Here is a 13,682-nt window from a genome sequence, read left to right on the forward strand (position 1 = left end):
CACGCCGGCCGGGCTTCGTCGGCGCTCGGGCCGGGTGCCTGAAGGGGCCGACGCCGTGAGCGGCGGCCCCTCCAGGCTCAGTCGGTCAGGGCAGGGTCCACTTCTGGTTGGCCGCGTTGAGGCAGGTCCAGAGGTGTACGACGGTGCTGTCCGCCGAGTTGTTGCCGGAGACGTCCAGGCACTTGCCCGACGACGGGTTGCGCAGGGTGCCGTCGGACGCCGCCGCCCAGTTCTGCGCGCCACTGCCGTTGCAGGTCCAGAGCTGGATCTTGGTGCCGTCGGCGGTGCCGCCGCCGGAGACGTCCAGGCACTTGCCGAGGGCCTTGATCGTCGAGTTCGGCGTCACGGTCCAGGTCTGTGCCGCGCTGCCGTTGCAGGTGTAGAGCTGGATCTGGGTGCCATCGGCGGTGCCGCCGCTGCGCACGTCCAGGCACTTGCCGGCCAGACCCTTGATCGGGCCGACCCCGGTGCCGCCGCCGCTGCCCTTGACCAGGGTGAAGTCGTCCAGGTCGAAGAGCCCCGTGCCGTTACCGGTGAAGGTGAGGTAGAGGTTCTGGGTGCTGGACGGGACGTTGGACAGCGCCGTGGAGACGTTGGCGAAGGTCGTCCAGCTGCCGGTGTTCGGCACCGCGACAGTGCCGAGCACCGGGCCGGTGGCCGAACCGGTGCGCACCTGGATGGCGCCACCCGCGCCGCCGGAGACGACCCGGGCCGTGAACGAGGTGACCCCGGCCAGGTTGACGCCGTTGTACGCGGCCCAGTCACCCGGGTCGATGTAGCCGACGGTCTGCCCACCGTTGGCGCCCGCCTTGGTGAACGCGGAGACACCGTTGGCCGAGCTGAACGCCTCGGCCTGGATCGTGCCGGTGGGCGGTGGCGTCGTGCCCAGCTCCTTGACCCGGATGTTGCGGAACGAGGCGTCGTCACCGGTGCCGTGGTTCTGGATGCCGATGTGACCGGCCAACGAGCGGACCGGGTTGGTGTTGGTGAAGTCGTTGATCTTCACTCCGTTGAGGAAGATCTGCAACCGCTCGCCCTCGACCAGCAGCTCGTAGGTGTTCCACTCCCCCGGCGCGTTGAGTGCCGCGTCGCGGGCCGCCGTGTCAGCCGACTTGAAGGTGTAGACCGACCCGGTCGTGCGGTCGGCGGCGTCGGTGGCGTCGATCTGGATCTCGTACCCGTTGTCCACCGCGGACCACGGGTCACTGGACGGCGGGAAGCCGATGAAGATGCCGGAGTTGTCGTCCCCGGCCAGCTTCCAGTCCAGCTTGAGCGAGTAGTTGGTGAACTGCTTCGTGTTGTACCAGTACAACCCCATGCCACCGACCGAGGTCAGGGTGGCGTCGGAGTTGGTGAAGTTGCCCGGACCGGCCTGCGACCAGCCGGCCGTCGAGCCGTTGAAGATCGGGGTGTAGCCGGTCTCGGGCCGGCAGTCGGCCTTGCTCCGGCCGGAGGCGTACCGGATGCCGCCGAGCAGGTGCGCCCGGAACGCCGGCTCCGCGTACGACGCCTGGGTGTGCCCGGCACCGGTGTAGAACGACCGGCCACCGTTGTAGCTCTTGCACCAGCTCAGCGGGTGGTCGGAGCCCATGCCGCCGCCGGAGTACGACGACTCGTCCAGCGTGGCCAGCACGTGGGCGGTCGACCGGGCGTTGGTCCGGTAGTTGTACCACTCGTCGGTGCGGGTCCAGGTCTGCGGCAGGTGCGCGGTCGCCGCGTGGCCCCGGTCCTCCACCTTCATGTTGGCCTGCTGGATCGCCGGGTGCGAGGCGAACCACGCGCCCACGAGGTTGCCGTAGAACGGCCAGTCGTACTCGGTGTCGGCGGCCGCGTGCACGCCCACGTACCCGCGGCCGGAGGCGATGTACGACTCGAAGGCGGTCTGCTGGCTGGCGTTGAGCACGTCGCCGGTGGTGTTGAGGAAGACCACAGCCTCGTACTGGGCGAGGTTGCTGGTGGTGAACGCGGCGGCGTCCTCGGTGGCGGTGACGGTGAAGTTGTTCGCTCCACCCAGGTCGCGGATGGTCTGGATGCCGACCGGGATGGCGTCGTGGCGGAACCCGGCGGTCTTGGAGAACACCAGCACGTCGTACGGGGCGTCGGCGGCGCTGGCGGGGCTGGCCGGGGTGGTGCAGGCGATGACGGCGAGTGCGGCCATTGCCGCACCGAGGACGGGTCGCAGGAGTCTGCGCATATCGCTCTCCTAATTACGTTAGGAGGGGCCCCTCGCACCACACTAGGCGTTGACAAGAGGCCCCTCCGCTCAGCTCAGGGCAGGATCCACTTTTGGTTGGCGGCACCGCTGACGCAGGTCCACAGGTGGACCACAGTGCTGTCGGCGGAGTTGTTGCCGGAGACGTCGAGGCACTTGCCGGACGACGGGTTACGCAGCGTGCCGTCGGCCTGGGCCGCCCAGTTCTGCGCAGCGGTCCCGTTGCAGGTCCAGAGCTGGATCTTGGTGCCGTCGGCGGTGCCACCACCCGAGATGTCCAGGCACTTGCCCAACGACCTGATCGTGGAGTTCGGCGTGACCGCCCAGGTCTGCGCGGCGCTGCCGTTGCAGGTATAGATCTGGATCTGGGTGCCGTCGGCCGTGGCGGCGCTGCGTACGTCCAGACACTTGCCGCCGAGACCCTTGATCGGGCCGCTTCCGCCGGTCGGGGGCGTACCGGTGACGAAGGTGAAGGCATCCAGGTCGTAGAGCGCCCCGGTGCCCGACCCGGCGAAGGTCAGGTAGAGCGTGGTCGTGCCGGTCGGCGGGCTGGTGATCGTCCCGGTCACCGTGGCGAAGGTTTCCCAGCCGCCGGTCACGGGGACCGTGGCCGAGCCGAGCACCGTGCCGGTGGCGGAGCCGGCCCGGACCTGGAGGGTGCCACCGGCACCCGCCGAGGAGACCCGGGCGTTGAACGAGGTCACGTTGCCGAGCCGGTACGGCTGGAATGCGATCCAGTCACCGTTGTTGATGTCGCCGACGGTCTTGCCACCCTCGGCCGTGGTCTTGCTGAACACGTTGATCCCGGACGAGGTGCCGTAGAACTCGGCCTGGCGGTGCCGCGGCGGCAGGGTGTGCTGGGTGTGCGTGGTCAGCCCGCCGGCGTCGGTGTACTCGGCGTCGAAGATCGCGAAGATGTTCGCCGCGTCGTCGTGCTCACCGTCGACCGGGATGGTGATCGAGCCGGAGCAGCCGGTCTGCGACGTGATCTGGTGCCCGTGCTGGTCGTGCCCGAGCACGTAGGTCATCTTGACCTTCGTGCAGTCGATCGTGCCGTCCTCCGGGTCGGTGACCGTGATGCTGAACGGCACCGTGTCACCGAAGCTGAACAGCTGCCCGTTGCCCGGGTTGTTGATGGTCACCGTGGGCGCGGTGTTGCCGACGCTGATCCGGACGCTGCTGCTGCCGGTGGCGCCCTGCGGGTCCCGAACCGTCAGGGTGGCGGTGTAGCTGCCGTTGGCGGTGTAGGTCTTCGTCGGGTTGGCCGCGGTCGAGGTGGTCCCGTCACCGAACGCCCACGAGTACGTCAGCGCTCCGCCCTCGGGGTCGGACGAGCCGGCCGAGGAGAAGGTCACCGCGAGCGGTGCCGCACCGGAGGTGCGGTTGGCGCTGGCCACGGCTGTGGGTGCCCGGTTGCCGCCACCGACGTAGTCGAAGCGGTAGAGCGCCGAGTTGGCGTCACCGTTGAAGTAGCCGGTGCCGTAGTCGAGCACGTAGTACGCGCCGTCCGGGCCGAACGCCGAGTCCATCACCTGCTTGCCGACCCAGGGAAAGGTGTCGATGGTGCCCCGGGAGCCGTCGGAGTTGACGTGGATCGGCTTGATCCAGCCACGGCCGAACTCGGTGGCGAAGAACTGCCCGTCGAAGGACTGCGGGAACTTGGTGGTGGAGGTCGACGAGGCGTTGTACCGGTAGACCGGGCCGCCCATCGGCGACTCGGAGCCGCCGCCGAACTCGGTCGGGGTGCCGGCGTCGCCGGCGTACCGGATCCAGGCCGGCTGGGCCGGCGGCAGGGTGGTCAGGCCGGTGTTGCGGAACGAGTTGTTGGTCGGCCCGCCGGTGCAGTTGAACTTCGCGCCGGTGGTGTTGGCGGCGAAGTCCCACTCGTTGTACGTCTCGGTGGAGGTGTTGGTGCCGGTGCAGTACGGCCAGCCGTAGTTGCCCGGCGCGGCGACCCGGTTGAACTCCACCTGGCCGGACGGCCCGCGAGTGGAGCTGGTGGTGCCGGCGTCCGGCCCGTAGTCACCGACGTAGACGACACCGGTGGCCTTGTCCACGCTGATCCGGAACGGGTTGCGGAACCCCATCGCGTAGATCTCCGGCCGCGTCCTGGCCGTGCCGGGCGCGAACAGGTTGCCCGACGGGATGGAGTAGGTGCCGTTGGCGTTCACCTTGATCCGCAGGATCTTGCCCCGCAGGTCGTTGGTGTTGCCGGCGCTGCGCTGCGCGTCGTACGCCGGGTTGCGGTTGGTCCGCTCGTCCAGCGGCGAGTAGCCGGCCGACTCGAACGGGTTGGTGTCGTCACCGGTCGACAGGAAGAGGTTGCCGGCGGCGTCGAAGTCGATGTCCCCGCCGACGTGGCAGCACACACCTCGGCTGGCCGGGACGTCGAGCACGTCGACCTTGCTCGCCTGGTTGATCGTGAAGTCGGAGTTGAGGGTGAACCGGGAGAGCCGGTTGACACCGTTCCAGGCCGAGAAGTCGGTGCCGGTGGCCGGCGCGTCGCCGGCCGGCGTCGACAGCGGCGGGGCGTAGTACAGGAAGATCTGGCGGTTGCTCGCGAAGTTCGGGTCGACGCCGACGCCCTGCAACCCCTCCTCGTCGTGCTGGTAGACCGACAGGGTGCCGATCACGGAGGTGGTGCCGCTCGCATCGGTGCGGCGCAGGGTGCCGTTGCGGGCGGTGTGCAGGACGGAGCGGTCCGGCAGCACCGCCAGCGACATCGGCTCACCCATGTCGCTCACGCCACGGGCGAGCTCGACCTGCTGGAAGTCGGTCGCGTTGATCGTGTGCGCCTGCGCGGGGGTCGGGCCGGCGCCGAGGGCTACCGTGCCGGCCGCGACCACCAGCAGCGCTGTCGATCCGGCGGAGAACCATCGTCGGGATCGTTGTCTTGGAGCGTCCTTCATGGACATGTGTGCTGCCCCTTCCTGACGAGTGACTGCCAGGCGGGCGCGCGCCGTCGCGCCGGATGCCGTAGCGGTGATGGTGGGGGTCGATGGGTTACCGCGCCGCCGGTTCACCTCGACGAAACATTGTCGTGTTGGTCACGACACTAAGTTGGACCTGTCGATGTGTCCATACCTTCCGGCGATTCAGCATCAACTTTCGTCGATCTGATCGAAAGTTGCCGGTCAGGCCCGGCGGTCGATCGCCTGCCCGGCCAGCGCGACCAGCGCCGAGCGAGCCTCGTCGGCCACCGTCGCGGCCCGCAGGGCGACGAGCGCCGCCTCCGTCCGCACCCGGATCATCTGCTCGATCCGTTCTCGGGCACCGGTCGCCTCGATGATCGCGCGCAGCTCCGCCGCGCCGTCGGCGTCCAACGCCGGATTGCCGAACAGCTCCCGCAGCCGGGCGGTCTGCGACCGGTCGGCGGCGCTGCGGGCCAGCGCCATCATCACCGTGGGCTTGCCCTCGCGCAGGTCGTCCAGGACCGACTTGCCGGTGACCGCCGGGTCCCCGAAGACACCCAGCACGTCGTCGCGGAGCTGGAACGCGTCGCCCAGCGGGTCACCGAACTCGCCCAGCGCGGCGATCAACTCCGGGCCGGCGCCGGCCAGGGCCGCACCGATCTGGAGCGGCCGGGTGACCGTGTACCGGGCAGCCTTCATCCGTATCACGGTGAGCGCACTGGCCACCGAGCCGTCACCCACGCCCGAGACCAGGTCCAGGTACTCCCCCGCGATCACCTCGGTACGCATCAGCGCGAACACGCCGTACCCCCGGTGCACCTGCTCGGTGCTCAGCCCGCACTCGTGGAACATCTGATCCGACCAGGCCGCGCAGAGGTCCCCGCAGAGCAGCGCCGTGTTGCGGCCGTACGCCTCGGGGTCACCGCGCCAGGACGAGCGGGCGTGCAGGTCGGCGAAGAGCCGGTGCACCGACGGCTCACCCCGGCGGCGGTCGCTGCCGTCCAGGATGTCGTCGTGGATCAGCGCGAACGCGTGGAACAGCTCCAGGGCAGCGGCCGCCACCACGATCGGGGTGCCGTCGGCCGCGCCCGCCCCGCGCCAGCCCCAGTAGCAGAAGAGCGGGCGCAACCGCTTGCCACCGGCCAGGACGAACCGTTGCAGGGCGGTGAACACGCCGCGCGGCGCGCCGTCGGGCCAGTCCGGGCCCTGCCGTTCGAGGAACCCGGCCAGCTCCGCGTCGAAGCGCGCCCGCAACCCGCTCGCGTCGGTGGGCGCGACGGTGACCGTCATGCCCCCTCCCCCGGCCCGCCCGTACCGCCGGCGCCCAGCCCGGCCAACTCCAGCAGCAGCGCCTTGACCTCGGTGGCCGCGATCCGGTCCCGGGCGGCCGTCGGGTCGGAGCAGAGCAGCACCGGGGCGTCCGCCGGGTCGTCCGGCAGCCGCCCGTGCGAGCCTCGTACCGCCTGCGCGCCGGCGTCCAGGCCGACAGCGCTCATCAGGTACCGCATGCCGAGCTTCTTGCGGGCCAGGGCCATTCCGGCGCGGGCCTTCGCGGCACCGGGGTTGGCCGGGTCGAAGAACAGCTCCGCCGGGTCGTAACCCGGCTTCCGGTGAATCTCCACGAGGCGGGCGAAGTCCGGCGCCCGGGCGTCGTCCAGCCAGTAGTAGTAGGTGAACCAGGCGTCCGGCTCGGCCACCAGCACCAGCTCACCGGCGCGCGGGTGGTCCAGACCGTGCGCGGCCTTGCCCTCGGCGTCGAGCACCTCGGCCACCCCGGGCAGGTTGGCGCAGAGCTTCGCCACCGCCGGCACGTCGGCCGGGTCCTTGACGTAGACGTGGGCAATCTGGTGGTCGGCGACCGCGAACGCCTTCGACGTCCACGGGTCGAGGTATTCCATGCCGGCCTGGGTGTGCACCCGCAGCAGCCCTTCGGCGCGCAGCAGCCGGTTGACGTCCACCGGCCGGGACACGTCGGTGATGCCGTACTCGGAGAGCACCACCACTGTGGCGTCGCGCGCCCGGGCGGCGTCCAGCAGTGGCCCGAGCACCGCGTCCAGCTCGGCTGCCGCTGCGGCGGCCTGGGCCGACGAGGGACCGAAGCGTTGCAGGTCGTAGTCCAGGTGCGGGACGTAGACCAGGGTCAGGTCGGGTGACACGTCGGCGAGGATCTGCTCGGCCGCCTGGCAGATCCACCGCGACGACGGCAACCCGGCCGTCGGCCCCCAGTAGGTGAACAGCGGGAAGGTGCCCAGCCGCCCGGTGAGCGCGTCGTGCAGCTCCGGCGGGTCGGTGTAGCAGTCCGGCTCCTTGCGCCCGTCGGCGTAGTAGACGGGGCGTGGCGTGACCGTCCAGTCGACGTCCGCACCCATGGCGTACCACCAGCAGACGTTGGCGACGGTGTAGCCCGGCTCGGCCTTGCGGGCCGCCTGCCAGAGCTTCTCCCCGCCGACCAGCGCGTTGTGCTGCCGCCACAGCAGCACCTCGCCCAGCTCCCGGAAATACCACCCGTTGCCGACGATCCCGTGCCCGCTGGGCGGCTCGCCGGTGAGGAAGGTGGACTGCACCGAGCAGGTCACGGCGGGCAGCACGGTGCCCAGCTCGGCCCGGAAGCCGCCGTCGGCGACCCCTCGCAGTCGAGGCATGTGCGCCAGTAGTCGGGGCGTCAACCCCACCACGTCGAGGACCACCAGTCGCCGGCTCATCGCGTCACCCCCATGCTCACGGATCGCTCTGTGGTCAGGCCGAGGCCGACCAGTTCGTCCCGGGCGAAGGCCAGCTCCGCGGCGATGCCCGCGGCCAGCTCCGCGTCGGTGCCGGGCCGTCGTGCGGCCGGCAGCACCCCCCAGGTGTACGTCTCGACGTCGAGGTGGTCGCAGCCAGCGGTCGGGCCGTCGAAGAGCGCTCTCAGGGCCGCGCGAAGGACCGGCAGGGTCGAGCCGAGCGGTTCCTCGGGTGGGGCGTGCAGTGGCACGTGGTAGTGCACCCGCCACGGCCCGGGTAGCGCCCTGTCCAGTGCCTCGTCCAGGTCGTCGGCCGCGTACGCCGGGTCGGCCGGGTCGGCCAGACCGGCGCAACCGGCGCCCCGGGTCTGGTGCAGGAAGCGTGGCTCCACCCAGCGGCGCAACGCCTCGGCCCCACCATCCGGGTCGGTGGCCTCGACGGCGGCGGAGACCTGCACCTTCACCACCGGCAGCCCGGCCGCCCGCAGTCGTTCCAGTGCCTCGGCCGGCTCCTCCCAGGCGCAGGCCAGGTGGGCCAGGTCGACGCAGACGCCCAGCCGCTCGGTGTCCATCCCGGACAGCAGCTCGGCGGCCTGGCCGGTGCTCTCCACGACGCAGCCGGGCTCCGGCTCGAAGGCGACCCGCACCTCGCGGCCGGTGTCGCGCTGCACGGCGGCCAGGCCGGCGGCCAGCTGGTCGAGCCGGCGTCGGGCCGCGTCGGCCCGGTCGGTGTCCCACGGTTGCCGCCAGGCCAGCGGCAGGGTGGAGATCGAGCCCCGAGCGGCGTCGTCGGGCAGCAGGTCCGCGAGCACCCGGGCCAGATTCAGCGTGTACGTCAGGCGCTGCTCGGTGGTCCAGTCCGGGTGGTACACGTCCTGCTTGACCACGGGGGCCTGGAAGGCCGCGTACGGGAAGCCGTTGAGGGTGACCACCTCCAGCCCGCGCGCGTCAAGTTCGGTGCGCAACCGGCGGCGCAGCGTCGGGTCGGCGGCCAGCTCGGCGGCGACCGGGGCGGCCAGCCACAGGCCGAGCCCGAGCAGGTCGCTGCCGAGCGCCTCGCGGACCGGCACGGCGTAGGTGTCCAGTTGACCGAGAATGCCGGCGAGGTCCTCGGCGGGGTGCACGTTGGTGCAGTAGCCGAGGTGGACGGTGTCGCCGCCGGCATGTCGCAGCCGCATCAGCTGCCGCCGCGCAGGATCGAGTTGCCGGTCTGCGGGTCCACGGCGGTGACCTCCAGGTCGGTGAGGTCGAGCCGGCCGGACTGCCCGTAGAACTCCACCGGGTTGCGCCACAGCACCTGCTCGACGTCGTCGTCGCTGAACCCGGCCAGCAGCATCGCCTCGCCGGTGGCCCGGGTCAGCAGCGGGTCGGAGCGCCCCCAGTCGGCGGCCGAGTTGACCAGCATCCGCTCCGTGCCGTACTCCCGCAGCAGCTCCACCATCCGTGACGGCGTCATCTTGGTGTCCGGGTAGATGGAGAAGCCCAACCAGCAGCCGCTGTCCCGGACCAGCTTGACGGTCACCTCGTTGAGGTGGTCGACCACCACGCGACCCGCCTCGATGCCGGATTCGGCGACCACGGCGAGAGTCCGTTCGCAGCCGCGCGCCTTGTCCCGGTGCGGGGTGTGCACCAGCGCCGGCAGGTCGTACGCCACCGCCAGGGCGAGCTGCGCGGCGAACGCCTCGTCCTCCTCCGGCGTCATCGAGTCGTACCCGATCTCGCCGACCGCCACCACCGCGTCCTTGTCCAGGTAGCGGGGCAGCAGGTCGAGGACCGGGCGGCAGCGCGGGTCGTTGGCCTCCTTGGGGTTCAGGGCCACCGTGGCGAAGTGCCGCACCCCGAACTGACCGGCCCTGAACGGCTCCCACCCGATCAGCGAGTCGAAGTAGTCGGTGAACGAGGCGGCGCTGGTGCGCGGCTGACCCAGCCAGAACGAGGGCTCCACCACCGCGCGCACTCCGGCTGCGGCCATCCGTTCGTAGTCGTCGGTGGTGCGTGAGGTCATGTGGATGTGGGGGTCGAAGATGCGCATTCACGCCTCCCGGGGCAGTGCGGCGGTGAGCCGGTCGAGCAGGTCGGTGGCGTCGGCGGGCAGGTCCCGGCCTGCGGCGTGCCGTTCGGCGGCGAGCGCGGCCAGCATCGCGGCCAGCTCCCCGTCGGCCCGGGTGTCCAGGTCGGCCACGGCGGCGAGGGGGACGCCGCTGAACACGCACTTGAGCACCGCCTGCCGCCAGGCGGCCGGGTCGAGGTGTCGGGCGTACGGGCCGAGGGCTGCGGCGACCAGCCGGGTGTCGTTGGTGCGGATCGCGTCGTGCAGCAGCGGCACGCCGGCGGCGCCGATCGGCAGCAGCGGCAGTGCCCGCAGCACGGCTCGCCGCTCGGCCGCGTCGCCGTGCCGGTAGAGGCTGTCGGCGTACGCCGCGTGGTCGCCGGGCAGCGCCGTGAGCAGCAGCACCCGGGCCGCGTCGTCGGCGGTCCAGCCGGGCGCTTCGGGCAACGCGCCCCGACCGCAACGCCGACCTGCGGCGGGGAAGAGCCGGGTGATCGCGGTGGGCTCGGTGGTGACCCGGCGCAGCGCCGTGTCCAACCAATCGGGATCGGGTACGCCTCGCAGCGCGGCCCGTAGTGAATCCGGTGTCATCCCGTCTCCTCCCCTTACTGCTACGCGGTGCCTGCCACCTTTGCTCTGCACCTACATATGCACCGGGGCCTCTTTGGTGGGTGTCGCCTCGGTGGGTGCAGAGCAAAGGGTGCGGGCAGGGTGGTAATCGGTGGCGGCGGCGGCGCGCAGAAACTCGATCGACCGGGCGGCCACGGCGGGCGCGGCGTGCGAGTCCCGGGGCAGCTCGACGGCGACCAGGCCGCGGTAGCCGGCGTCGCGCAGCGCGGCCAGCACCGGCGGGAAGTCGATCTCGCCGACACCGAACTCCAGGTGCTCGTGCACGCCCCGGCGCATGTCGTCGATCTGCACGTTGACCAGGTGGTCGGCCACCTCGGCGACGCACTGCGGCACCGGCCAGGGCTCCAGGCACCGGCAGTGTCCGATGTCGAGGGTGATGCCGAAGCGGGCCGGGTTGTCGAGAGCGGCGTGCAGCCGACGCCAGTCGGCGATGTCCTGCACCAGCATGCCGGGCTCCGGTTCGAAGCCGAGGGTGACGCCGGCGGTGTCGGCCGCGTCGACCACTGTGGCGCAGCCGGCCACCAGCCGGTCCCAGGCGCACTGCGGCGACACCGCCTCGGGTCGGACACCGGCCCAGAACGAGACAGCCTCGGCGCCCAGGTCGGCGCCGATCCGCACGGCGCGGCGCAGAAACTCGATCCGCCGGGTCGGGTCGTCGTGCAGCAACGTCGGAGCGTGTTTGTGCCACGGGTCGAGCAGGTAGCGGGCCCCGGTCTCGATCACCACGGCCAGTCCGAGCGCCTCCAACCGTTTGCCGACGGCGGCGACCCTGCGGGTGAGGCCGGGCGCGAACGGGTCCAGGTGGTCGTGGTCCAGGGTGAGCGCCACCCCGTCGTAGCCGAGGTCGGCGATGACGGCGAGCGCGTCGTCGAGCCGGTGGTTGGCGAAGCCGTTGGTGCCGTACCCGAGGCGCAGCGTCGTGGTGTCGGCGGCCGGCGCACCGGGCCGGGGCTCGGGGATGCTCATGTCGGGGAGACCTTCCGGGCCAACCGTCGACCCAGCGGCGCGGCCGCCGCGACGGCCACCCCGAGCAGACCTGCTCCACCGCGCGCGGTGAGCGCCCCCTGGAGGGCGGGCAGACCGGTGATCCCGGCGCCGACGGCCGCGCGGACCCGCCCGGCCGACGGGTCCCGGACCACCTCGGCCTGGGCCGCGCCGTAGCGGGCGGCGTACCAGCCGGCCAGCACGGCGGGCAGCACCGCCGCGATCGTGGCCGACCGGCTGCGACCCGCGCGCACACCGGCCTCGTCGACGGTCTCGGTCTGGTCGGTGACCGCGGTCTGGTTCGCCGTTCGGAGGGCTGCGCGTCGGTCGCCCGGCACGGCGACGGCGGCACTGGCGGCGACCAACGCGGTGCCCGCGAGGGTGCGCATCGGCAGTTTGGCGTCGGCGCCGGTGACCTCCCGGCGGGACAGTGCGGTGACCGTCCAGGTGTGCGCGGCGACCGTCGCCGCCGCCGGCAACGCCCGGGTCACCCGCCCACCGGACGCGCCGAGCAGCACATCCAGCCCCCGGCAGGCGGCCATCACGGCCGGACCGGCGGCGGTGTTCTTGGCCAGCAGGTCGTACCCCCAGATGGTGGCGGCCAGCGGCACGGCGAGCGCGACGGCGCGGCGACCGCCCACGGCGGCGGCCAGGCCCACGCCGGCGGCCGTGAGACCCGCCGCGAGGCCCACCGCAGCGGCCGGGGTGACCCGACCGCTGGGGATCGGGCGCTCGGGGCGTTCCACCGCGTCCAGGCCCCGGTCGGCCCAGTCGTTGGCGGCCATGCCTGCCCAGTAGAGCAGCACCGACGCACCGGCCAGGGCGGGCGTACGCGGGCTCAGCGCGCCGGCCGCCGCCGCACCGGCGATCACGTCACCGGGCACCGAGAGCGCGGCCGGTGCCCGAACCAACTCGGCGAGATCAGCCAACGTTGTCATGGACACCGTCCCCGCCGGCGTGCAGCTGCCGGGTGAAGTCGCTCAGCCGGGCCCACTGCTCGCCCAGCGAGTGGGTGGGCGAGCCGAGCGGGTCCTTGAAGAAGAAGCCCAGCTCAGCCAGCGGCCCCACCTGCCCGGCGGCGTGCGCGGCGGCGGTGAGCCGGGCCAGGTCGAGCACCAGCGGCGCGGCCAGCGCGGAGTCGCAGCCGTGCCAGGTGAACTCCATCCGCATGCCGGTGCCGAGGAAGCCGGCGAAGGTGATCAGATCCCAGGCGGTCTTGAAGTCGCCCAGATCCTCGACGTACTCGATGCGGGTGCCGCCCTGCGGGACGTAGCCCAGCGTCTCGCCGAGCACCCGCTGCTTGCTCTGCACCTTCGCCGCGTTGGCGGCCGGGTCGGCGAGGGTGGCGCCGTCGCCACCGCCCAGCAGGTTGACCCCGGACCAGGAGCGCACGGCCAGGTTGCGCATCGCGAACATCGGCGCGAGCACCGACTTGACGAGGGTCTCCCCGGTCTTGCCGTCATGCCCGGCGTACGGCAGTCGGGCCTCCTCGGCCAGCGCGGCCAGCGCGGGAAGCCGCAGCCCGGTGGACGGGGTGAAGTCGACGTACGGGCAGCCGGCCAGCACCGCCGCGTACGCGTAGAGGGAGCTGACCGGCAGCACCTCGTCCGGCCCGGCGAGGGCGGCGCGCAACGCGGCCGGGTCGGCGTGCCCGGGGTGCGGCTCCGGTGCCGGTTCGGTGGCGGAGACGTTGACCACCACCACCCGGTCCAGGTGGTGCCGGTCACGGAAGCTGGTGAGGTCGCGGACCACGGCGTCGGCCCGGTCAGCCTGGGTGGCACCGACCGGTGCCGGGCGCAGCTCCTGCTCGACCGCGTTCAGCTCGTCGGGGAGCGCGGCGACCAGCCGCCAGGGGATGACACCGGCGTCGGCGAGGGCCTCGGCGCGCTTGGACAGCGGGGTGGTGGCCAGGTCGTGCCCGCCGAAGACGAGGTCGGCGAAGGTCGGCAGGGCGGGGCCACGCAGCTCGGGCAGCTCGGTGACGCAGCCGGTGGGTCCGGCCAGGCCAGCCCGCAGCGCGAGCCCCCCGACGATGCTGGTGGTCGCGACGGAACCACGCGCTCCTACCAGCCAGACACCTGTTCGCATGGTGCTCCTTCCCCGTTCACGAGGAACCGCGGTACCGCTAAATATAGGAATATCAGAATATGTTTCGGAAAGATACGCCCCGGTTT

General features: G+C 71.9%; 10 protein-coding genes. All 10 read right to left on the reverse strand.

Going from position 1 to position 13,682, the window contains the following annotated elements; all coding sequences use genetic code 11:
* Positions 1–85 precede the first annotated feature (85 nt).
* On the reverse strand, positions 86–2,194 hold the full coding sequence (locus tag KBX46_RS19100; protein WP_210793508.1) for a ThuA domain-containing protein: 2,109 nt from the start codon (positions 2,192–2,194) through the stop codon (positions 86–88).
* 74 nt (positions 2,195–2,268) lie between these two features.
* On the reverse strand, positions 2,269–5,127 hold the full coding sequence (locus KBX46_RS19105) for a PQQ-dependent sugar dehydrogenase (protein WP_210793509.1): 2,859 nt from the start codon (positions 5,125–5,127) through the stop codon (positions 2,269–2,271).
* Positions 5,128–5,346: 219 nt separating this feature from the next.
* Positions 5,347–6,414, reverse strand: a complete 1,068-nt coding sequence (locus KBX46_RS19110; protein WP_088949634.1) for a polyprenyl synthetase family protein — start codon at positions 6,412–6,414, stop codon at positions 5,347–5,349.
* Positions 6,411–7,826, reverse strand: coding sequence for an alkaline phosphatase family protein (locus KBX46_RS19115; protein ID WP_210793510.1), 1,416 nt, complete (start codon positions 7,824–7,826; stop codon positions 6,411–6,413). Before KBX46_RS19115 ends, KBX46_RS19110 begins: the two co-directional genes overlap by 4 nt.
* Positions 7,823–9,022, reverse strand: a complete 1,200-nt coding sequence (gene eboE / locus KBX46_RS19120) for a metabolite traffic protein EboE (RefSeq protein WP_210793511.1) — start codon at positions 9,020–9,022, stop codon at positions 7,823–7,825. Before eboE ends, KBX46_RS19115 begins: the two co-directional genes overlap by 4 nt.
* The gene (locus KBX46_RS19125; RefSeq protein ID WP_099856474.1) at positions 9,022–9,876 is read right to left on the reverse strand and encodes a TatD family hydrolase; all 855 of its coding nucleotides are present in this window, start codon (positions 9,874–9,876) and stop codon (positions 9,022–9,024) included. Before KBX46_RS19125 ends, eboE begins: the two co-directional genes overlap by 1 nt.
* The gene (locus KBX46_RS19130; RefSeq protein ID WP_141910727.1) at positions 9,877–10,485 is read right to left on the reverse strand and encodes an EboA domain-containing protein; all 609 of its coding nucleotides are present in this window, start codon (positions 10,483–10,485) and stop codon (positions 9,877–9,879) included.
* A gap of 51 nt (positions 10,486–10,536) precedes the next feature.
* Entirely contained in the window at positions 10,537–11,490 is a 954-nt protein-coding gene (locus KBX46_RS19135; RefSeq protein WP_210793512.1) for a sugar phosphate isomerase/epimerase, read from the reverse strand.
* A complete protein-coding gene (locus tag KBX46_RS19140) occupies positions 11,487–12,446 on the reverse strand; it encodes an SCO3242 family prenyltransferase (RefSeq protein ID WP_210793513.1) in 960 nt (319 codons plus the stop codon). Before KBX46_RS19140 ends, KBX46_RS19135 begins: the two co-directional genes overlap by 4 nt.
* Complete coding sequence (locus tag KBX46_RS19145) at positions 12,430–13,596, reverse strand: inositol-3-phosphate synthase (RefSeq protein ID WP_210793514.1); 1,167 nt, start codon at positions 13,594–13,596, stop codon at positions 12,430–12,432. Before KBX46_RS19145 ends, KBX46_RS19140 begins: the two co-directional genes overlap by 17 nt.
* Positions 13,597–13,682 lie beyond the last annotated feature (86 nt).

The sequence above is a fragment of the Micromonospora sp. C81 genome (genome assembly GCF_018070425.1).
Taxonomy (GTDB): Bacteria; Actinomycetota; Actinomycetes; order Mycobacteriales; family Micromonosporaceae; genus Micromonospora; species Micromonospora zamorensis.

What these genes read in the sequence shown, in the direction of transcription:
- KBX46_RS19125 (WP_099856474.1), bottom strand. Translation starts at nt 9,876, where the DNA reads ATGCGCATCTTCGACCCCCACATCCACATGACCTCACGCACCACCGAC.
- KBX46_RS19140 (WP_210793513.1), bottom strand. Translation starts at nt 12,446, where the DNA reads ATGACAACGTTGGCTGATCTCGCCGAGTTGGTTCGGGCACCGGCCGCG.
- KBX46_RS19105 (WP_210793509.1), bottom strand. Translation starts at nt 5,127, where the DNA reads ATGTCCATGAAGGACGCTCCAAGACAACGATCCCGACGATGGTTCTCC.
- KBX46_RS19135 (WP_210793512.1), bottom strand. Translation starts at nt 11,490, where the DNA reads ATGAGCATCCCCGAGCCCCGGCCCGGTGCGCCGGCCGCCGACACCACG.
- KBX46_RS19110 (WP_088949634.1), bottom strand. Translation starts at nt 6,414, where the DNA reads ATGACGGTCACCGTCGCGCCCACCGACGCGAGCGGGTTGCGGGCGCGC.
- KBX46_RS19145 (WP_210793514.1), bottom strand. Translation starts at nt 13,596, where the DNA reads ATGCGAACAGGTGTCTGGCTGGTAGGAGCGCGTGGTTCCGTCGCGACC.
- KBX46_RS19115 (WP_210793510.1), bottom strand. Translation starts at nt 7,826, where the DNA reads ATGAGCCGGCGACTGGTGGTCCTCGACGTGGTGGGGTTGACGCCCCGA.
- KBX46_RS19130 (WP_141910727.1), bottom strand. Translation starts at nt 10,485, where the DNA reads ATGACACCGGATTCACTACGGGCCGCGCTGCGAGGCGTACCCGATCCC.
- KBX46_RS19100 (WP_210793508.1), bottom strand. Translation starts at nt 2,194, where the DNA reads ATGCGCAGACTCCTGCGACCCGTCCTCGGTGCGGCAATGGCCGCACTC.
- eboE (WP_210793511.1), bottom strand. Translation starts at nt 9,022, where the DNA reads ATGCGGCTGCGACATGCCGGCGGCGACACCGTCCACCTCGGCTACTGC.